We start from the raw sequence: 20,731 nt of genomic DNA, 5'->3' as shown, positions 1-20,731 counted from the left end.
TCGCACGCCCGTCGGGGTTTCAACACCTTTGTATCGGTCGGTTTCTGAAGCTCCCGTATGGCTACGAAGGTCGTCGTGCTCGGCGCGGGGTACGCGGGCGCTGGCACGGTCAAGGACTTACAGAAGCAGTTGGGCCAGGGCATCGAACTGACGTGGGTGGCCGACGTCGACTACCACCTCGTTCTCCACGAGTCCCACCGCGTCATCCGGGACCCGTCGGTTCAGCACAAGATCACGATTCCCGTCGGCGAGATCGCCGACCCCGGCACCGAGTTCGTGCGGGGCGAGGTCACCGGCCTCGACACCGACGAACGCGTCGTCGAGGTCGACGACGGCGAGACGACGGTCGACTACGACTACGCCGTCGTCGCGCTGGGCAGTCAGACCGCCTACTACGGCATCCCCGGACTCGAGGAGCACTCCCATACGCTCAAGAGCCTCGACGACGCGCTCGAGATCCACGAGGCCGTCAAGGACGCCGCACAGGACGCCACCCGTGACGACCGGGCGCAGGTGGTCGTCGGCGGTGCCGGCCTCTCGGGCATCCAGTCCGCGGGCGAGATCGCGGAGTTCCGCGACAAGCACCGCGCGCCGATGGACATCTACCTCGTCGAGGCGCTGGAGGAAATCTTCCCGCCGGGCGACCCGGAGATCCAGGGTGCGCTCCGCAAGCGCCTGCAGGAGAACGACATCGAGATCCTCACCGACGACCCCATCACGGAGGCCGAGGAGGACACCATCCACTTCGACGAGCGCGACCCCATCGACTTCGACGTGTTCCTCTGGACCGGCGGCGTCACCGGTCGCGACGCCATGGACGGCGTCGACGTGGAGAACGAGCACAACCGTCTCAACGCCGAGATGGACTTCCAGACCTCCGACGAGCGCGTGTTCGCCCTCGGTGACTCCGCCGTCGTCGACCAGCCCGGCGAGCATCCCGCCCCGCCGACGGCCCAGGCCGCCTGGCAGGCCGCCGAAGTCGTCGCCGACAACGTCGTCCGCGCTATCAACGGCCAGCGGCTCGAGACGTGGACGCACGAGGACAAGGGGACAGTCGTCTCCGTCGGCGAGAGCGCCGTCGCCCACGACGTCTACATCTCTCCCATCACTACCTTCGGCGGCCTCCCCGCGAAGATGCTCAAGAAGGGCATCGCAGCGCGCTGGATCGCCGACCTGACCTCGTACAAGCGCGCCTGGAACGCCTGGGACGCGCTGTAACGCGGACCGAACGCTCCTCGCTCGCTCCGATCCTTTATATCCGAAACCGCACCCAGAGCCGTCGTGTCCTGAACGACGACGGCGTGGGGGACGAGGCGGGTGTGTGACACACCCCACGCTCGCGGTGCTGTCACCTGTTCGCTACCGCGGTTCGCGGTCGCCGCGTCGACTCAGTCGATGGAGAGCCCGGCGTGCCAGCGGTCGACGCCGGCCTCGGCTTTCACCTCGTCCATCTTCGCCAGCAGCTTCGTCGCCAGCGACGCGGTCTCCGAGGCGCGACGCTCGCCCTCGGTGCGGAACTCGCCGGTGACGCGGTTGGCGTACACCGAGCAGACCGCCCCCGCCCGGAGCCCGTAGATGTTGGCGATGGTCATGATGGCCGCGGCCTCCATCTCGATGTTCTTCACGTTGGCCTCCTGCAGGTGGTCGACGAGGTCCTCCGCGCCCTCGGCCATGAAGCCCTCGAAGCCGGGGCGACCCTGCCCGGAGTAGAACGAGTCGGCCGACATCGTGACGCCGGTGTGGTAGTCGTAGTCGAGGCGCTCGGCGGCGGCGACGAGCGCGCTGACGACCTCGAAGTCGGCCGTCGCGGGGTACTCGTCCCGGACGTACGCCTTGCTGGTTCCCTCCTGTCGCATCCCGCCGGTGGTGATGACGAGGTCACCCACCTCCATCTCGGGCTGGATGGCCCCACAGGAACCGACGCGGATGAACGTGTCCGCGCCGACCCGAGCCAGCTCCTCGACCGCGATGGCGGCCGACGGCGAGCCGATACCCGTCGAGGTGACCGAGATGGGCTCGCCGTCGTAGGTGCCCGTCGCGGTGCGGTACTCGCGGTGATAGGCGACCTCCTCGGCGTCGTCCCAGAAGCCAGTTATCTTGTCGACTCGCTCCGGGTTGCCCGGCAGCAGGACGGTGTCGGCCACGTCGCCAGGCGTCAGCTCCACGTGGTACTGCATCTCCTGGTTCGGGTCTTCGCTCGCGTCAGTCATGGCCCCGCCTTCACCGTCCGACAAGAAAGGTCTGTTCACTCCCGTCCCAGGGTCTTCGCGGAGATGGCGTCGGGGAGGAGGCTGCCGAGTGAATACGACCGGTTCGTGTCCCCCTCGTCACAGACCACGACCATGTCGTCGTCCGCGAACTCCGAGAGCGTCTGCCGGCACATCCCGCAGGGGGTAACACCGTCCTGTTCGCCGGAGGAGACCGCGACGCGCTCGAACTCCTGCTGGCCGTCGGAGACCGCCTTGCCGACGGCGACCTCCTCCGCGTGCAGGCTGTTCGAGTAGTTCGCGTTCTCGATGTTGCAGCCGGCGTAGACGGTGCCGTCGGCGGTCAACAACGCGGCGCCGACGGTGTACTCCGAGTACGGCGCGTACGCGTTCTCCTGTGCCGTTCGCGCCCGCTCGACGAGGTCAGCGTCGTCCATGGCCCACGGTACCCGGGCCAGGGTGAAGTAGCCCCCGGCTTTTCGGGGGCGTTCGGGAGAAGGCGGTGTTGTGGACCGCTCGAAACGCCAGTCAGTCCTCGCCGGACTCGTAGTGCTCGCCGGCGGCCTCGGGCAGTCGGGTGCGGCCGACCAGTACGAGGACGATGACGACCACGAGGTACGGCAGCATCAGGAACACCTCCGTCGGGGCGATTCCCTGGAGCCGGATCTGGAGCGCCTGCAGCCCGGAGAACAGGTACGACGCGGCGAACGCCCCGAACGGGTTGTAGTTGCCGAACAGGTACGCCGCGATGGCGATGAACCCGCGGCCGTCGACCATCGTCTGGCCGGCTCCGCTGAAGCTCCCGACCGCGCCGAGCGAGAGCGCCGTCCCGCCGATCCCCGAAAAGAACCCGGAGATGAGCACTGCCGCGTAGCGCACGCGGTCGACGTTCACGCCGACGGTGTCCAGCGCCTTCGGGTTCTCCCCGCTGGCGCGGACCCAGTATCCGAAGCTGGTCCGATTGAGCCCGTACCAGGCGACGGGGACCGAAACGAGCATGATGATGACCATCGGGCTCGCGTCGAACAGTATCTCCCCGGCGACAGGGATCTCCGAGAGAACCGGTATCGTCCAGTTGTCGAACGTCCCGACCTGGGCGGTCGAGGGCTGCCCGTAGACGACCTTCGCCGCGAACGGGGCGAGCCCGAGGGCGATGAGCCAGACGGCCAGCCCGGCGATTATCTGATCCGCCTGGTAACGGATACAGATGACACCGAAGAGGAACGCGAGCAGCATGCTCGCGACGACCCCGCCGGCGAGTCCGACCCAGATGTTCGGGATCAGGAGCTGGAGCCCTGGGTCGATGGTGTAGGTGCTTCCCCCGAGGTCGAACGTGACGACCGGCGGAATCCCCGTCGACTGACCCGGGCCGAGCAGGTCCGTGACGAGGACGCTGACGAACGCCGAGATGATGAGCAGTCCCTCGAGACCGATGTTGATGATGCCGCTCTTCTCGGCGTAGAGGCCACCGATAGCGGTCAGCGCGATGGGGACTGCGAGTCGAAGCGAGGACTCGATGGTGCCGGTCTCGGTCGCTGTCCAGAACAGTTCGCCGGCCGCCGACTCCGGCTGGAGGATACCCCAGATGGAGACGATGGCCAGCAGTGCCACCGTCACGCCGGTCGCCCTGCGTCTGAGCCCGGTCCTATCCATCCTCCTCACCTCCGTCGGTCGTGGCGGCGGCGGGAGCCGGCTCGTCGCCGACGCCGAGGTACTTGCCGATGAGACGGAAGAACTCCGGCATGGCGACGAACAGGATGATGAGCCCCGAGAGCACGTTGACGAGCTCCGGCGGGACGTCCGTCTGGAAGTTCAGCGTGTTCCCACCGCTCTTGAGCACCCCGAACAGCACCGAGCCGAAGACGACGCCGATGGGGTTGTTTCCGGCGAGGACGGACACCGTGATGCCGTCGAAGCCCAGGCTCGGAACCTCCTGGCCGGTCAGGAACCTGCCGTTGGCCAGGAGCACCCACAGCGCGCCGGCGATACCGCCGAGCGCCCCGGAGATGGTCATGCTCCTGACGATGGTGCGCTCCGCGTCGACGCCTGCGTACGTCGCCGCCTCCGGCTGGAGCCCGCTCGTCCGGACGTCGAAGCCGAACGATGTGCCCCAGAGCACGTAGTAGACCACGGCTGCGAGCACCAGCGCGAGCACCAGCGCGAGGATGGAGAATCTCGACTCCTGGAACCCCAACGGGATGCTCGGGAGGAGCGAGTTGACCGGCACCATCCGGGTCTGGGTCCCGCCCGTCGACTGTGGGTCCTGGAAGAACTCCCGGACCAACAGCGTGGTCGCGTAGTACGCCACGAAGTTCAGCATGATCGTCGTGATGACCTCGTTCGCGTCGGCGTAGGCCTTCAACGCGCCGGGGATTGCCCCCCAGATGCCGCCGGCGACCGCGCCGGCGAACAGCGCGAGGGGCAGCAGGATGACCGTGCCGGCGACGCCGGCGGGCACGAAGTCCGCGACGAAGAGGACGGCGACCGCGGACGTGAGCGCGCCCCAGACCATCTGCCCCTGCGTGCCGATGTTGAACAGCCCCGCACGGAACGCGACTGCGACGGAGAGCCCGGTGAACAGCAGCAGCGTCGCCCGCTGGAGGAACACCTCCATCGAGAAGTTCGTCGGCTGCCAGCCGCTCTCCCACGGGAGGCCACCGATGGCCCCGATGAAGAGCTTCTCGTAGACGTTGATCGGGTCGTAGCAGGACTGGAAGCCGAACATCGAGAGCCGGCCGTCGAACAGCAGAATCTCGAAGCTCCCCGGCAGCGGGATGGCGATGTGGTAGTTGGCACCGGCCTCGCAGGCCGCACCGAGTCCGGAGACGAACACGATGAGACCACCGACGACGATCGAGAGTGCGAGCGCAGCCACACTGATGACGGCCCGTTCGGCCCCGGAGGCACCGACGAGCCGTTCGAGCACGTCGCGGGCCCGGCTCATGGCTTGCCTCCTGTCTTCCGCACCGTCTCGATGCCGTCGGGGCGTTCACCGGCCATCAGTAGGCCGATCTCCTCCTCGGAGGTCTCCTCGGGGTCGACGATGTCGACGAGTTCGCCCTCGTACATCACGCCGAGTCGGTCCGAGAGCTGTCGCACCTCGTCGAGCTTCGAGGAGATGAGCAACACGGCGCGGTCGCGCTGTCGCAGGTCGAGCAGCTCCTCGTGGATGAACTCCGTCGAACCGATGTCGACGCCACGGGTCGGGTGCGTGGCGACGACGACCGATGGGTCCCGTTCGAACTCGCGACCGACGATGAACTTCTGCTGGTTCCCACCGGACAGCGAGTGTGCGTCTGCGTCGGCGTTCGGGGGCCGCACGTCGTACGTCTCGATGATGTCCTCGGCGTGTCCCCTGACGGTGTCCCACTCGATGCGACCGCTCTTCGAATACGGCTCGGAGTGCTGGCTCCCGAGCAGTCCGTTCTCGACGAGGTCGAAGTCCATCACGAGCCCGCGCTCGTGGCGGTCCTCCGGGATGTACGCCATCCCGTCCTCGATGCGCTGGCGGCGGGAGTGGCCGGTGACGTCCTCGCCTTCGATCACGATTCGGCCGGACGTGGGTGACTCGAGACCGGTGATAGCCTCGACCAGCTCGGACTGTCCGTTGCCGTCGACACCGGCGATGCCGAACACCTCGCCACCCCGGACCTCGAACGAGACGTCTTTCACGCGGTCGATGTCGTCGCTGTCGGTGACGGTGACGTCGTCCACGGCGAGGGTGGTCTCGCCGGGTTCGTGCTCGGGCACGTCGACCTCGAGCAGCACCTCCCGGCCGACCATCATCTCCGCGAGCTCGTCCTGGTTGGTCTCGTCGGCGGGCACGGTGGCGATGCTCTCGCCGTCACGGAGGACGGTGATGTCGTCCGCGGAGTGCATCGCCTCACCGAGCTTGTGCGTGATGAAGATGACCGTCTTACCCTGTGCGGTCAGCTCGTCGAGCACCCCGTAGAGGTCCTCGACCTCCTGCGGTGTGAGCACCGCCGTCGGCTCGTCGAGGATGAGCACGTCGGCACCGCGGTAGAGCGCCTTCAGGATCTCGACGCGCTGCTGGACGCCGACGCTGACGTCCTCGACGGTCTCGGTCGGGTCGACGTCGAAGCCGTACCGTTCGCTCAGGTCCCGGACCTCCTGAATGGCCTGCTGTTCGTCGACGGTGAGTCCGAAGTACTTCCGGGGCTCCTGGCCGAGGACGATGTTCGCCCATATCTCCATGGGGTCGACTAGCATGAAGTGCTGGTGGATCATGCCGATGCCCGCGTCGATGGCGTCGCGCGGCGACCGGAAGTCGCGGCGCTCGCCATCGACGTACACGTCGCCCTCTTCGGGCTGGAGCAGCCCGTAGAGCACGTTCATCAGCGTTGTTTTCCCCGCCCCGTTCTCTCCCAGCAGTGCGTGCACCGACCCCTTCTCCACGGTCAGATCGACCTGGTCGTTCGCGACGACACCGGGGAACCGCTTCGTGATACCTGCCAGTCTGACTGCTGTGTTACTCATTGCTATCCGATGGAACGTGGTTCATCTGGGACCGGGCTCAGGGCTCGGTCGGGACGGTGATTTCGCCGTCGATGATGGCCTGTCGGGAGGCGTCGATCTGGTCCTTGACGTCCTGCGGGATGGCGTCGCCGAGCGCGTCGCCGTAGACGCAGGCCACACCGTCGGACTCCAGGCCGAGCGTCGTGACGCTGCCACCGTTGAACTCCCCGTTGACCTCGTTCTCGATTGCGGTGAACACCGCGGTGTCGACGCGCTTGACCATGCTCGCGACGATCGAGTCGGCGAAGTCGGGTTCGCTGCGGGACTGGTCGGCGTCGACGCCGATGGCGAACTTGCCACGCTCCTGTGCCGCCTGGAACACGCCGAGGCCGGACGCACCGGAGGCGTGGTAGATGATGTCCGCGCCGGAGTCGTACATAGAGAGTGCGGCTTCACGTGCGGTCGCGGCGTCGTTGAACGAGCCGACGTAGGAGCTCTGGACGTCGACGTCCTCGTTCGCGTACGAGACGCCAGCCTCGAAGCCCGCCTGGAACTTCTGGATGAGCGGTGCGTTGACACCCCCGACGAAGCCGACGTTCGTCGAGTCGGAGTCCGTCGAGCCCTGTCCGGCCTCGAACGACTGGCTCGTCAGCAGCCCGGCCAGGTGGCCGACCTGGAACGAGCCCTCCTCCTCCTTGAAGACGTAGCTCGCGACGTTATCGGTGTCGACGACGGAGTCGACGATCTGGAAGTGCTGGTCGGAGTAGCGGTCCGCGTTCTCCGTGAGCGCGTCCGTCTGTGCGAACCCGATGCAGGAGATGAGATCGTAGTCCCCCGACTCCGCGAACTGTCGCTGTGCTGGGATGAAGTCGGAGTTCTGCTCCGGCTGTGCCTCCTCGAACGAGATGCCGAGCTGCTCTTCGGCCTGGAGCGCACCCTGCTGGGCCATGTCGTTGAACGACTTGTCGCCGAGGCCGCCGGTCGCGTACACCATCCCGACGTTCACGTCGGCGCCGGCGTCGCTCCCGTCCTCGGTCTGGGTCTCGGTGCCGTCGCCCGACTCGGTCTCCGTCGAGTCGCTCCCCTCGGTCGGGGTGTCCGTGCCGTCTCCATCGTTGTCTGTGCTGCTGATACACCCTGCGAGCGCGATGGTGCCGGCCGCACCGGTACCCTTCAGGAACCGCCGCCTACCACTGTTCGGGCTCATGGAGACCACCTTTGCAACCACACGAAAAAACTCTTTGGAATGCGAGACGGCCAGTAGCGGGCGTCTCGGGAGGGAATACGCCGGCTATATAAATTAAATACGACTCTGGGGAGAATGAAAACGGGCCGTCTGTCTCGGACCGTCGGTCAGCGCTCGGCGGCGACCGCCGTCTCCACGACCGAGGTGGCCTCGTCGACGAGGGCGTCCACGTCGTCGCTCTCGGCGTACACCCGGACGTAGGGCTCGGTCCCGCTCGGCCGGACCAGCACCCAGGAGCCGTCGGTGAGGTCGATGCGGACGCCGTAGTCGGTGTCCACGTCGCCCTCCGGGAACGCCTCCGGGAGGTTCGTCCCGAGCCGTTCCATCGCACCCGTCTTCGCCTCGTCCGGACAGTCGACGCTCACCTTCCGGTACGGGCGTTCGGTGATGGGTTCGCGGAGTGCGGCCAGCCCGCCCGCCTCGGCGACCAACGTCGAAACGACAGCGGCACTCGTGACCCCGTCGATCCAGCCGCCGAATGCGGTGTGGATGTGCTTCCACGGCTCGGCGGCGAACACAACTTCGGTGTGCTCGTCACCTGCCGACCGCTCGCGGGCGATGCCCTCGTGCAGCGCACCCAGCCGGACCCGCTCGACGCGACCGCCGCCGGCTTCCACGCGTTCGTCGATGCGCGCAGACGCGTTGGGGGTCGTCACCACGACGGGGTCCTCGGCGTCGCTCAGCTCGGTGTAGTGGCCGGCGAGCATCGCCAGCACGGTGTCCTCGTGGACGACCTCGCCGTCGCCGGTCGCGACGACGATGCGGTCCGCGTCGCCGTCGTGTGCGATACCGAGGTCGAACGTGCCGGCCTCGAGCAGCGACAGGAACTCCGTGAGCGTCTCCGGCGTCGGCTTCGACGGTCGACCCGGGAACCGGCCGTCGACGTTGGCGTTGACCGCGACGACCTCGGCTCCGAGCGCCCGGAGCACCTGTGGCGTCGCGAGGCTCCCCATGCCGTTGCCGCAGTCCACCGCGATCCGGAGGCCCGCCAGCGGCTCCCTCTCAGAGTCACCAGCACCCAGACCTCGGGCGTAGGCCGCCACGGCGTCCCGGTAGTCGTCGAGGATCGCCCCGGTGTGGCCGTCTCCCCACTCGTCCCACGGGACGGTGTCGTTCTCGCCGTCGACGCGTTCCTCGATTCGCTCCTCGGCGTCGCGCGCGTACTCGACACCGTCGTCGAACAGCTTGATGCCGTTGTCCTCCGGTGGGTTGTGACTGGCGGTCAGCATCACGCCGCGACGGCCCCGCGAGGCGAACGCGAGCGCCGGCGTCGGGAGCTGGCCGACCCGGACCACGGTCGCGCCGGCGCTCTCCAGTCCGGCCTCCATCGCGGCCGACAGCGCGGGCCCAGTGTCGCGCCCGTCGCGGCCGACGACGAACCGGTCACCGTCGCGGCCGGCCGCCCGTCCGACCGCCATCGCCAGCTCCGGTGTGACGCGCTCAGCGACCGGTCCTCGGATTCCCGCCGTCCCGAACAGTGTCATACCGGGGGGTTGCCCCGAGGCCCACTTAATTTGTGGCATACGCCCGTCGGACGGCGGGCCCGGGCTTTAAGCGAGCCGGTCACGTACGCTGTCGCCATGTCTGGAAGCCGGTTTCGAGGTGTGGTTGCTCCGTGCACGACGTGAGCGACCACCTACCGGTCGACGAACTCAGACCCGGGACGAACCTCCTCGTAACCGGCCCGCAGGGCGTCGGCAAGTACGAACTGCTCTGTGACCTGCTCGCGACGGGCATCGAACGCGGGCAACGCGGCGTCGTGGTCTCGACCAGCCAGAGCGCGCCGGCCGTCCGTGACGACATCTCAGGCAGGACCGCGACTGCGGACCCCAGCCTGTCGGTCGTGGACTGCGTCTCCGAGCGTCGTGGCGGGTCGACTCCCCGGAACCCCGACACCGAGTACGTCGCGTCGCCATCGGACTTCAGCAGCATCGGCATGGCTGCGTCCGAGTTCCTCGCCCGGGCGGACGGGCGGGGGACGGACACCCGGCTCGGGTTGCACTCGCTCTCGACCATGCTGCTGGAGGCCGACGTGAAGACCGTGTTCCGGTTCACGCATATCCTCACCGGGCGTCTCAGTGGCGTCGCGGGCCTCGGAGTCGTGACGCTCGACGATGGACACGACCAGCAGACGATGAACACGCTGAGACAGCTGTTCGACGGCGTCGTCGAGACCAGACACGGCGTCGACTCGCGCGAGTGTCGAGTCGTCGGAATCGAGGAGTCGGCGACCGGGTGGACCCGGTTCTAGAGTTCGACGCCGCTCGGGATGAGACTCTGGTTGCGGAGGAGGTTCCCGTCGACGTTGTAGACCAGGAACGTGCTCTTGTCGTAGCTGACGAACTCCTCGTCGTCGAGCAGGATGTGGACCCCGTACTCGCCCTCGTCGCCCGCGTGTTCGCCGTAGCGCCGCGCGGCGCGGATGAACTTCAGGACGTTCTCGGCGGACTCGTTGAGTTCGAGGACGAAGTCACCGGTGATCCGGTTCGTGACGCTGACGACCCCCTGCGCGTCCTCCTCGTCGACCGCGGTCTGGAGCCGGAACGCGACGTCCGTCTCGCCGGCGTCCAGCGGTTCGCCCGCCGGCCCCGTGAGGCGCTCTCGCAGTGTGGCGACTGGTCCCTCGAACGAGATGGTTACCGTCGGCCGTTCGGGGGGCCCGTCCTCATCGACCCAGTCGACGTTGCTGACCTGCAAAGTGAAGTAGTCACGCCTCATTCAACAGCACTATCTTCGGTCTCACGCAGTATGAACGTAACGACCGGGGCAGGCAAGCAGCCCCGCCTCACTGTCGCGGTTTCGGACATGTAGAGATATTGACACGTCGAAACGACGCGGCGTGGAACAGCACCGACAGCTTTTACGTTCGGCGGCGTCGGTTCGAGGATATGGTATGGATCAGCTCCGAGTACGTCGAGGAGTTCGCGGTGCTCACGACGTGGCTATCGGTCCTGTTGCCCTGGTCGGTCGTCCGTGCCTCCAGCGCGGAGGGCGCGGAACTCGTCGTCCTCCGATTCCCCTTCTTCGGCATCCAGTACGTGTTCGGGACGGGGCTCGTCGACGGGACCACCGTCAGGACGCCCTGGGAGTACTACACACTCAACGCCGGGCAGTTCCCCGCACAGGCGACGGCCTACCTCGTGTGGACGGTCGCAGCCGTTCTCCTGGTCGCCGCGGTCGTCCTGAGCATCCTGATGTACTTCGAATCGGACGTGGTCGAGAAGCTGCCCGGAGGTGGCGTCTACGCCATCGGCGCGTCGATGCTCGCACTCGGTATCGCGTTCACCGCAGCAGCGGTCCAGCTCCACGCCAACCAGCCCGCGGACATCCTGGGCTGGGGGCTGTACGTCCCCATCGGACTGCTCGGAGTCCTCTTCTTCTACGCGTTCGGCCTCCTCGACCTGTTCGCGGACCGCGCCTGAGCCCATCGCGAATCTGCGCTCGTTCCGTGGTTGGCCACCTCATTTAAGTCTCGGTGCCCCCAATCGATTTCAAGAACCACCGTTCGGTCCGTCGGACGGGCCCGTCCCAGGGGAGGCGACCGTACACACGATGACAGATCCAGGCCAGCAGGCACCGAACGTTATCTCGAGCGACGAGAGCGACGGCACCGTCACGCCCGGGGCGGTCGCCTCGGGGCGGAGCGACTCACTGATCGAGCGAATCAAGCACACCCTCCAGATGCTCCGGGGGACGACCATCTCCCGCGAGCCCTACTACCCGGACGAACATGGGGAGCTCGTCACCTTCGACGGGCTCGACGGCTGGGAGGAGATCGACCGCTACTGGGTCAACGCCCCGTACGCGTACGTCAGCATCAACCACGACAAGGACGCCAACGAGTTCCGGTATCACGTCGTCGAGCCCGAACTCGACGAGTACGAACTCGCGCTGCTCGAGACGCTGTTCGAGGACGTCCGCGACCCGCTGGTCTACCAGCGGGACATCGACGACGGCGACCCGGACGACGTGCTCGACGACGCGCTGCTGGACCACCTCGAACGGTACGGGGCCGACGTCGACATGGCCACCTACCACAAGCTGTTCTACTACCTCTGGCGGGCGTTCCGTGGGTACGGCAAGCTCGACCCCGTGATGCACGACCCGCACGTCGAGGACATCTCGTGTGACGGCTACGACCTCCCGCTGTTCGTCTACCACGACGAGTACACCGACATCGAGACCAACGTCACCTTCCCGCAGGAGGAGCTGGACAACTTCGTCGTCCGACTGGCCCAGCACTCGGGCCGACACATCTCCATCGGCGACCCGATGGTCGAGACGACGCTGCCGGACGGTTCGCGTGCCGAGCTGGCGTTGGGCGAGGAGGTGACCCCGCGTGGCTCCGCGTTCACCATCCGGAAGTACGCCGAGGAGCCGTTCACACCCATCGACCTGCTGGAGTACGGCACGTTCAACGTCGACCAGATGGCGTACCTCTGGCTGGCCATCGAGAGCAACAAGTCGCTCATCTTCGCCGGCGGGACGGCGTCCGGGAAGACGACGAGCATGAACGCTATCTCGATGTTCATCCCGCCGCGCTCGAAGGTGCTGACCATCGAGGACACCCGCGAGCTGACGCTGTACCACGACAACTGGCTCTCCTCGGTCACGCGCGAACGGCTCCACGAGGGGACCGACGTGACGATGTACGACCTGCTGCGGTCCGCGCTACGCCACCGCCCCGAGTACATCATCGTCGGGGAGGTCCGCGGGGAGGAGGCCATCACGCTGTTCCAGGCGATGAACACGGGTCACACGACGTACTCGACGATGCACGCGGACTCCGTGCGGACCGTCATCAACCGGCTGGAGAACGAGCCGATCAACGTCCCCCGGTCGATGGTCCAGAGCCTCGACATCCTCTGTGTCCAGACGCTCACCCGCTTCGACAGCGAGCGCGTCCGCCGGAACAAGACCATCGCGGAGATCGAGGGCATCGACCAGCGGACCGGCGAGCTCGACTACTCGACGGCGTTCACCTGGAACGCCGAGGACGACACGTTCGGCTCCTCCGGCTCGCAGGTGCTCGACGAGATCCGCGACGAGCGGGCCTGGAGCCAGCAGGAGCTCCTGCAGGAGCTCCGGAACCGACGCCGCTTCCTCGAGTACCTCCGCGACCAGGGGATCGACGACTACCGGCGGTTCACCGCGCTCATCAACGAGTACTACGCCGACCCCGAGGCCGCACTGGAGCGCATCGAGGCGATGGACCAGGAGCCCGGGATCGCCGAGGCCGGGACGGACTGATATGGCCTGGACGAGCTGGATTCCGCTGGTGCTGGCGATCTTCATCGTCCTGCCGGTGCTCCTCGCGCCGGTGAGCGTGCACGCGGACCGCGTCGTCTCCCGGTTCGCCCTGCTCATCTTCGGGACGTACGCGAACCGGAAGGGCCGGAACAAGGCTATCCGGAAGAAACAGCTCCGGGCGGCGCACATGCCGACCACGTACCGGACCTACTCGGCGAAGACGATGCTGTACAGCGCGGTCTTCGCCGTCGCCGGCACCATCATGGGGATGTACGTCATCTGGTTCGGTCTGGTCCTGCTCGCCATCGACGCCGAGACCATCCGCCAGACGTTCCCCCCGGAGCTGCACTTCCTCACCGACTTCGTCGGCCTGCCCTCCCTGACCGTGATCGAACTGTTCGGCCTGATGGTCGTGACGAGTCTGACCCTCGGGGTCGCCTTCGCCGGGGCGACCTACTGGCTGCGCTGGTGGTATCCGCAGTACGTCGCCGACGAGCGCGAACGCCGCATCGAGGCGTCGCTCCCGAGGACCATCGCGTTCATCTACGCGCTGTCGCGCTCGGGCATGGAGTTCCCGAAGGTGCTGCGCATCCTCGCCGAGAACGACGGTATCTACGGCGAGTCCGCCAACGAGGTCCGCGTCGCGGTCAGGAACATGGACATGTTCGGACAGGACATGATCACGGCCATCCAGACGATGGCCCGGCGCTCGCCGAGCTCGCAGTTCAAGGAGTTCTCTGAGAACCTCGCGAGCGTGCTCCAGTCCGGCCGGTCCCTCTCTACGTTCCTGGAGCAGCAGTACCGCGACTTCCAGGAGGAAGCCGAGTCCCAGCAGGAGAAACTGCTGGACCTGCTCGCGACGCTCGCGGAGGCGTACGTGACGGTCCTGGTCGCCGGCCCCCTGTTCCTCATCACCATCCTGGTCGTCATGGGTATCGCGGTCGGCAACACGCTCGAACCCCTCCGTGTGTTCGTCTACGTCATCCTCCCGGCGTCGAACCTGGCGTTCCTCGTCTACCTGCTCTCGGTGACCGACACGCTGTCCACCCAGCGCGGCTACGAGGACGTCGATGCGCCGGTGGACGGGCTCGCGGGGGTCCGCCTCAGCGACGGCGCTGCCGCCTCGAACGCACAGACCGACGGCGGCTACGAACAGGCCGAGTCGAGTGCGGACCGAACCGCCGCGAACCGGAACCGGCTGGAGGCCTACCGGCGGTTCCGGTGGCTCCGTGGCAAGCTCGGCAACCCGGCCCGAACCGTCATCGAACGGCCAGTGACGGTGCTCTGGGTGACGCTCCCGGTCGCACTGCTCATCGTCGCGTTCCGACTCCCGCAGAGCCTCACTGCGACCGGACTCGACATCCGGTCGTTCGACGACGTGCTCATCCAGACGCTCCTGTTCGTGGTCGGGACGTTCGCGATCGCCTTCGAGGTCCACCGACGGCGCGCGGAGGCAATCGAGTCGGCGGTGCCGGACCTGCTCGACCGTCTCGCCAGCGTCAACGAGGCCGGGATGACCGTCGTCGAGTCAATCGAACGGGTCCGCCGGAGCGAACTCGGTGCGCTGGACGTCGAGCTGGAGCGCGTCTGGGCGGACATCCGCTGGGGGGCGGACGTCGAGACCGCCCTCAAGCGGTTCGAGTCCCGGCTGCGGACGTCCATCATCTCACGGGTCGTCACGCTGACGACGCAGGCGATGAACGCCAGCGGCGACCTCGCGAGCGTCCTGCGCATCGCGGCGGGCCAGGCGAAGTCGGACCGGCGGCTGAAGCGCGCACGTAGACAGGAGATGCTGACCTACATGGCGGTCGTCTACATCGCCTTCTTCGTCTTCCTGTTCATCATCGTCGTGCTCTCGACGGTCCTCATCCCGAACCTGCCGGACAGCGGTACCGGTACCGTCATCAACGGCACGGGCGCGGGGCAGTCCGGGGCCTCGGGCGTTCCCGCGGTCGGGGGCATCGGTGCCACCGGCGGTATCGACAAGGCGGAGTACACGCTGGTGTTCTTCCACACGACCGTCCTCCAGGGGCTGCTCTCCGGGTTCATCGCCGGTCAGCTCTCCTCGGGTGACGTCCGCACCGGAGCGAAGCACGCCGCCATCCTCGTCGCGCTGGCCTACGCCTGCTTCCTCCTGCTCATCCCTGGCCCGTGAGCGAACGGAACCGCTAACCGACTGTGGGCCGACGGTCCGCCCATGGACCGGTCGCCGCGCGGCACGCGGTCGACGTACGACCGAATCGCCGACCACTTCGCCCAGACCCGCGAGTACGCCTGGCCGGAGGTCGAGTCCTTCCTCGAGAACCGGGAGGGCGTCGTGGGCCTCGACCTCGGCTGTGGCAACGGGCGGCACGCCGAGCTCCTCGCGGCCCGCTGTGACAGCGTGGTCGGTCTCGATATCTCGGGTGGGCTGCTCGCTACCGCCCAGGAGCGCGCCCGCGAGCGTGACTTCGGCGTCGAACTCGTGCAGGCCGACGCCGCACGGCTCCCGCTGGCGACGGGCAGCGTCGACCTCGCGGTGTACGTCGCCACCGTACACCATCTGCCGACCCGGGAGGCCCGCCGCCGCAGTCTCGACGAGCTCGCCCGCGTGCTCTCGCCCGACGGGACCGGCCTCGTCTCCGCCTGGAGCACCGCCCACGACAGATTCGACGGCGAAGAGCCGGAGCGGAGCGGCGGCTCCTCGGACAGCCCGGCCGGGGAGCGGAGCGACCCGCGACGCCGCGACACGGGGTTCGATACGACGGTCGACTGGACCCTGCCCGGCGGCGAGACCGTCCCGCGGTTCTACCACGTCTACAGCCCGGCGGAGTTCGACGAGGACCTCGGCGCCAGCGACCTCGCGGTCGTGTCGTCACGGGTCTCCTCGGGCAACTGCTATGCAACCGTCACCGAACAGAAAAGACCTTAAGTCGCCGCGAAGAAGTACTCTTTGCGCACACCCGTTGGTGTGGGATTCGCGTGCCCCTGTGGGCCCTCGCGCACGGCTCGCTCGGGCGTCTTCGGTGATGGCTTTCATCACCGCTTTCGAACACTCCCTACCGGCCCGGTTCGCGGTCCGGTGCGGCGTCGGCTTCCGAAGGAGTCTTATTATGCGGCGCGACAACGAAGAAGTGTTGCGAGCGCCGGTGTGCCACGGAGCGTAGCGACGTGGCGCTCGGGGCGAGCGAACGCAGTCAGCGAGCGCCGGTGGTCTAGTGGTAGGACCTGAGCCTTCCAAGCTCATGGCCCGGGTTCAAATCCCGGCCGGCGCATACCGACTCGAACGCAGTGAGAGGCGTGTCTGGGTCTCACCGGGGTTTGAATCAGGGAGCGGAACGAAGTGGAGCGACCGTGGTTCAAATCCCGGCCGGCGCATTCTCTCGGACCAGTGAACGAGGAGCGACAGCGATTCAGAGCCACGTGGCCTCCCTCTCGGGCGCGTACTCGGCGAGGATGTCGGCCACTCGGTCGGGCTGTTCGAAGTGGTCCCGGTCGAACCGGTATGCCTGGAGCGGGAACCAGGTGTGGACGACGAGCTCGCGGTCGGTCAGCTCGTAGCCGCGGACGTACCACCAGGAGAGCCGCGACCGGAGACCGGAGCGGCCGTTCTGGACCACGATGCCGCCGTCGTAGACGGTGAACCGCCTCTCACGGTCCGGCATGAGGAAGGTTCCGATGGACGCCCCGAGGACGCCACCGACGATGGTCGGCCCGACTTCGGCGAGGAGCGTCCAGGCGCGTGTCGACTCGATCCAGGTAGCCCGGTGCGGGATGACGGCGACGCCGGCGAGCGGAGCGCCGATCACCGTCACGCCGGCGAGGACGGCGACGATGCGCATCCGCCTGACCGTTCGCGGGTGCGGACCCCCGTACCAGCTGACGCGGGCGACCTTGCCACCGAAGACGGTCTCGACGTGGCGGTCGCGGACGAGGACGAACGCGACGAGACCGACGAGGGCGCTGACGATGAACGGGAACACCAACGGGTGGGCCCCGGTCGCCTCGTCGTTCCCGGCGAGCGCGAGCAGCGCGAGGATGCCGCCGACGTGGAGTCCAAGCACGGCGGAGAGGACGTGCCGCTCGACGACTGGCGAGGCGAGGGACGGGCGGGACGCGAACACGCCCCCAACGAGCAGACAGGAGAGGAGACCGGTTGCCTGGACGGTCGGGTCGAAGACACCGGCGTCCACAACCAGACCGACGCCGAACGCGACGAGGAGGCCGACGTAGGAGCCGACCGCGAGACCGAGCTTGGTATCGAGGGAGGGCACGCGCGTAACGTATCAGCTTCGGAATAAAATAATTGCCATCTCCGGGTCGCCCAGGGTGGTTCAGGGAACGAGCAACACGGCCAGCGCCGCAGCGATGAACACCACCTTCAGCACGGTGTTCACGACCACCACCTTCGTCCCGAACTCGGGCCCCCAGATGCCGAACTGGAACGGGATGGAGCGCTTGAACGTCGAGAAGGCGAACGAGACGATGCCGCCGACGAGCATCGTGGCGACGGCGGCCTCGGGCGTGAACGGGTCGCCGAGCATGGGGGCGATGAACGCCGCGCCGCTGGTGGTGTCGATGGCGAAGACCGCGACGACGGCGGCGGCCTCGCCGGGCAGCCCGAGGAGGCCCGTCACGGGCTCGGCGACGACGGTGAACTGCGAGATGTCCACGCTCGCGGTGAGTACGGTGACGACCGTGTAGACGAGGACGAGCCGCGGAGCGATGTCCCGGAGCTTGTCGCGAGTGCTCAGCAGCGCGTCCACGACGGTCTCCCGGCGGGTGCGGGGCTCCTCGTCGTCATCGACGCCGGGGCCGCCGTCGCTGGCGACTCCCTCGGGCGTGTCGTCTGCCGCGTCGTCCGCCGGCGAGAGGAGGACTGCCCCGGCGACGATGCCCGTCAGCGTGATGCCCAGCGAGATCGCGGCGCGGGAGCCGACGTACAGCAGCCCCACGCGCAGGCCGAGGATGGGGATGAGCACCGGGACGTAGAACGTGAAGATGTGCTGGACGAAGCCGAAGAACGTGTTGATGGTGACCGCCACCAGCGTCGCCCGGTCGCCGAGGATGCCCTCCTCGCGGAACTCGGCGAGCATGCCGTAGCCGGCAGTCGGCGAGGCGGCCGTCGAGAGGATGGCGGTGCCGACCTCGTCGGGCAGGTTCGCGGGCGCTGTGAGCGGGCGGGAGAAGACGGCGACGTACTCGACCAGCCCGAACTCGACCGCGAGGTTCGCGAGAGTGAGACCGATACCGATGAAGACGAGTATGGAGAGCACCCGGCGCAGCACCGAGACCAGCAGGTCGAGCGGGACGCTTTCGATGCCGGCCTGGAGCGTCACGAGTGCGACGGGGAGCGTCACGGCTGGGTGTTGGCGTGGGACCGAAAAATGTGCGTCGGAACCGGTCCCCGTCGTCGGCTCCGGTTCGAGTCGCCGCTACCGCCGGCGGACGGCGACGAGCGCGACGAGCGCGACGAGCGCGACCCCCGGGCCGAAGCCGGGCGAGCCGCCGTCGTCGCTCTCCGCCGTCGTCGCGGGTGCCTCCTCGGTCGTCCCGGCGGCCGTCGTGCCTGCCGCCGTGGTGGGTGCGGCGGTCGGCGTCGCAGTCGCCGTCGCCGTCTCCGGCGATTCGAGTGTCACATCGAGGTCGCCCGCCATCCGGAGACCGTCGAAGTAGACGGGGTCGACGCTGCTGCTGTTGTAGCTGCCGTACACCTGGAGTTCGGCGTCCCCGTCCGCGAGCTGGCGGAGCTCGTGGTCCGAGAAGGTGACCGTGACCGTCTCCTCGCCGACCTCGACAGTCTGTGCCGCGACCATCGTCGAGGCGTTCGCGGTCGCGTAGAACGACCGGAGTTCGGTCGCGTTCTCGGGCAGGGCGAACTCGGCGGTCACCGTCCCCGCGCCGTCGAGCGTGACAGGGTCCTGTCCCGCGAGGTGGTTCACGCGCCGGATGCGGTCCGCGTCGGTCGGCGAGACGGGGCTGTGCGCCTGGATGTACTCCAGCGTGACCGTGCCGTAGAGGTCCTGCGTCTCGCTGACACGGGTCGCGTTCTCCAGCACCGAGCCCTCCCAGCCGGCCATGTAGGAGTTCACGGTGACGGTGTACGTCTCGTCCTCGGCGAGCGGCTCGCCGTTGACCCAGACGTCCTGGATGCGCTGGTCCGCGGGTACGTCCTCGTGGGGGACGTACTCGTAGGTGATGCCGGACACCTGGAGCTGCGGTTCGGCACCGTACTGCTGGCCGGTCTCGCTCTCCACCGTCACGACCTGGCTCTCCAGCAGCTGTGTCACCTCGTCGCCGGTCAGCTCGACCGTGACGAGCGTGTTGCCGAAGGGTAGCATGTTGTACACGTCGCCGACGGTGACCTCACCGGGGCCGTACACCGAGTTCGAGCGGATGCCACCGGCGTTGGTGATGGCGATGTCGGAGCCCTCCTTCCAGCGGAAGGCGTCGGTGACGAGGTTCCCGAGCGCGGTCTCGTCGTGGTAGTTCGACGCGAATCGGGCGTCGAGTTCGGTCCGCGTCTCGCCGACGACCTGCAAGAGCGCCTCGCCGCGCGTCTCGGTGATGATGCGGTCGGCGGTCGCGTTCTTCGTCGTGTTCTCGGTGACCGAGAGGAGCCGGCCGTTCCAGCTCGTGACCTCGCCCTCGGCGACGGTGAGGTTCACCTCGCCGACGTGCTCGGCGCGTGCCTCGGCCTCGACGATGACGGTGCCGTTGGTCGCCTGCGGCGGGTACTCGATCTCGTCGTCGCCGACGACGACGGCGTCGATACCCGACGTCCGGTTCGCGAGGTCCCGTGCGACCGGGACGCCGAAGTGGCCGGCGACGACGACCACGTCGACGTTCTCCTCCTCGCGGAGCTGGGTGGCGTACTCCTGGCCGGTCTCGGCGTAGTCGCGCAGCTCGTAGCCCTGTTCGTCGAAGTCCACGGCGGTCTTGCCCAGTATCTTCTCGTCCGCGAGGCCGATGACGCCGACGCGGACGCCGTCGCGCTCGACGACGGTGTACGGCTCGGTGCCCGGGATGGGTTCGCCGGAGTCGGCCTGCACGATGTTCGCCATGACCCACGGGAACGTCGAGGCGTCGGAGTAGTTCGCGACCGGCCCGAAGCCGTAGTCGAGGTCGTGGTTGCCGACGACCTCCACGTCGGGCTGGAGCACGTTGAGCACCTCGACGGGCAGCCGCCACTGGCTCACCGGCGCGAGCGAGTGCGGGCTGACCTGGTCGCCGCCGCCGACCACGACGGTGGGGTTGTCGTGGGCAGCGCGGCGCTCGTTGACGAGGTGGACCATCCGCGGGACGGTCGTGTTCTGTGCCATCGCCGTCTGGATGTCGTTGTACGTCAGGAGCGTGACCGTCGTCGAGTTGTTTGACTCGTTGTCGGTCGGGGCCACCGTCGACCCCGTCGCGGTAGCTGTCGTACCGGACACCGCTTCGGCGGTGTCGGCCCCTGTCGGTGCGGCCGCGCCCGACGCCACCGGCAGCCCGGCGGCGACGACCGCGAGCGCGAGGACGATCGCAATGAATCGGCGCATACACCGAAGTCAAGGCGGGCATCGGCCCATAAAAC

General features: G+C 67.7%; 17 protein-coding genes and 1 tRNA gene. 7 read left to right on the top strand and 11 right to left on the bottom strand.

Features of this window, described 5'->3' with window-relative positions; all coding sequences use genetic code 11:
• The first annotated feature begins 57 nt into the window (after positions 1-57).
• Positions 58-1,218, top strand: a complete 1,161-nt coding sequence (locus tag BLT27_RS08145) for an NAD(P)/FAD-dependent oxidoreductase (protein WP_089732705.1) — start codon at positions 58-60, stop codon at positions 1,216-1,218.
• 170 nt (positions 1,219-1,388) lie between these two features.
• On the opposite strand, the gene BLT27_RS08140 is transcribed toward BLT27_RS08145, so the two are convergent.
• The 7 genes from BLT27_RS08140 to BLT27_RS08110 all read right to left on the bottom strand — a co-directional run bounded on the left by BLT27_RS08140 (position 1,389) and on the right by BLT27_RS08110 (position 9,413).
• Positions 1,389-2,210 carry a nucleoside phosphorylase gene (locus tag BLT27_RS08140; protein WP_089732703.1) on the bottom strand — a complete coding sequence of 274 codons (822 nt, stop codon included), beginning with the start codon at positions 2,208-2,210 and terminating at the stop codon, positions 1,389-1,391.
• A 35-nt stretch (positions 2,211-2,245) separates the two neighbouring features.
• Positions 2,246-2,644 carry a cytidine deaminase gene (gene cdd / locus BLT27_RS08135; RefSeq protein ID WP_089732701.1) on the bottom strand — a complete coding sequence of 133 codons (399 nt, stop codon included), beginning with the start codon at positions 2,642-2,644 and terminating at the stop codon, positions 2,246-2,248.
• A 91-nt stretch (positions 2,645-2,735) separates the two neighbouring features.
• Positions 2,736-3,860 (bottom strand): ABC transporter permease, encoded by a 1,125-nt coding sequence (locus BLT27_RS08130; protein WP_089732700.1) that lies wholly within the window; start codon positions 3,858-3,860, stop codon positions 2,736-2,738.
• Complete coding sequence (locus BLT27_RS08125) at positions 3,853-5,151, bottom strand: ABC transporter permease (RefSeq protein WP_089732698.1); 1,299 nt, start codon at positions 5,149-5,151, stop codon at positions 3,853-3,855. The genes BLT27_RS08130 and BLT27_RS08125 overlap by 8 nt, the downstream gene beginning before the upstream one ends.
• On the bottom strand, positions 5,148-6,704 hold the full coding sequence (locus BLT27_RS08120; protein ID WP_089732696.1) for an ABC transporter ATP-binding protein: 1,557 nt from the start codon (positions 6,702-6,704) through the stop codon (positions 5,148-5,150). Before BLT27_RS08120 ends, BLT27_RS08125 begins: the two co-directional genes overlap by 4 nt.
• A 37-nt stretch (positions 6,705-6,741) precedes the next feature.
• Positions 6,742-7,890, bottom strand: coding sequence for a BMP family lipoprotein (locus BLT27_RS08115; protein ID WP_089732694.1), 1,149 nt, complete (start codon positions 7,888-7,890; stop codon positions 6,742-6,744).
• 146 nt (positions 7,891-8,036) lie between these two features.
• Positions 8,037-9,413, bottom strand: coding sequence for a phosphopentomutase/phosphoglucosamine mutase (locus BLT27_RS08110; protein ID WP_089732692.1), 1,377 nt, complete (start codon positions 9,411-9,413; stop codon positions 8,037-8,039).
• Between the two features lie 140 nt (positions 9,414-9,553).
• Here BLT27_RS08110 and BLT27_RS08105 point away from each other — a divergent pair, with 140 nt between their 5' ends.
• Positions 9,554-10,180: an RAD55 family ATPase gene (locus tag BLT27_RS08105; RefSeq protein WP_089732689.1), complete on the top strand. Its 627-nt coding sequence runs from the start codon at positions 9,554-9,556 to the stop codon at positions 10,178-10,180.
• Here the strand turns inward: BLT27_RS08105 and BLT27_RS08100 are convergent.
• A complete protein-coding gene (locus BLT27_RS08100) occupies positions 10,177-10,647 on the bottom strand; it encodes a DUF5793 family protein (RefSeq protein ID WP_089732687.1) in 471 nt (156 codons plus the stop codon). The two genes, BLT27_RS08105 and BLT27_RS08100, sit on opposite strands and share 4 nt — an antisense overlap.
• A 170-nt stretch (positions 10,648-10,817) precedes the next feature.
• On the opposite strand from BLT27_RS08100, the gene BLT27_RS08095 reads away from it, so the two are divergent.
• The 5 genes from BLT27_RS08095 (at position 10,818) to BLT27_RS08075 (ending at position 16,433) form a co-directional block, all read left to right on the top strand.
• The gene (locus BLT27_RS08095) at positions 10,818-11,351 is read left to right on the top strand and encodes a DUF7549 family protein (protein ID WP_089732685.1); all 534 of its coding nucleotides are present in this window, start codon (positions 10,818-10,820) and stop codon (positions 11,349-11,351) included.
• 130 nt (positions 11,352-11,481) lie between these two features.
• The gene (locus BLT27_RS08090) at positions 11,482-13,179 is read left to right on the top strand and encodes a type II/IV secretion system ATPase subunit (RefSeq protein WP_089732683.1); all 1,698 of its coding nucleotides are present in this window, start codon (positions 11,482-11,484) and stop codon (positions 13,177-13,179) included.
• A 1-nt stretch (position 13,180) separates the two neighbouring features.
• Positions 13,181-15,334, top strand: coding sequence for a type II secretion system F family protein (locus BLT27_RS08085; RefSeq protein WP_089732681.1), 2,154 nt, complete (start codon positions 13,181-13,183; stop codon positions 15,332-15,334).
• Between the two features lie 42 nt (positions 15,335-15,376).
• Entirely contained in the window at positions 15,377-16,090 is a 714-nt protein-coding gene (locus BLT27_RS08080; RefSeq protein ID WP_089732677.1) for a class I SAM-dependent methyltransferase, read from the top strand.
• Between the two features lie 272 nt (positions 16,091-16,362).
• Positions 16,363-16,433 (top strand) — tRNA-Gly (locus tag BLT27_RS08075).
• Positions 16,434-16,571: 138 nt separating this feature from the next.
• Here BLT27_RS08075 and BLT27_RS08070 read toward each other — a convergent pair.
• The 3 genes from BLT27_RS08070 to BLT27_RS08060 form a co-directional block, all read right to left on the bottom strand.
• Positions 16,572-17,432: a hypothetical protein gene (locus BLT27_RS08070; protein WP_089732674.1), complete on the bottom strand. Its 861-nt coding sequence runs from the start codon at positions 17,430-17,432 to the stop codon at positions 16,572-16,574.
• Positions 17,433-17,492: 60 nt separating this feature from the next.
• On the bottom strand, positions 17,493-18,518 hold the full coding sequence (locus BLT27_RS08065) for a nucleoside recognition protein (protein WP_368086029.1): 1,026 nt from the start codon (positions 18,516-18,518) through the stop codon (positions 17,493-17,495).
• 75 nt (positions 18,519-18,593) lie between these two features.
• A complete protein-coding gene (locus tag BLT27_RS08060) occupies positions 18,594-20,696 on the bottom strand; it encodes a bifunctional metallophosphatase/5'-nucleotidase (protein ID WP_245707677.1) in 2,103 nt (700 codons plus the stop codon).
• Between the last annotated feature and the right edge of the window lie 35 nt (positions 20,697-20,731).

This window comes from Haloarchaeobius iranensis, assembly GCF_900103505.1.
In the GTDB taxonomy this organism is placed as follows: Archaea; Halobacteriota; Halobacteria; order Halobacteriales; family Natrialbaceae; genus Haloarchaeobius; species Haloarchaeobius iranensis.
Note: the sequence above shows the minus strand (reverse complement) of the source record. Positions and strands in the feature narration are given on the sequence as shown.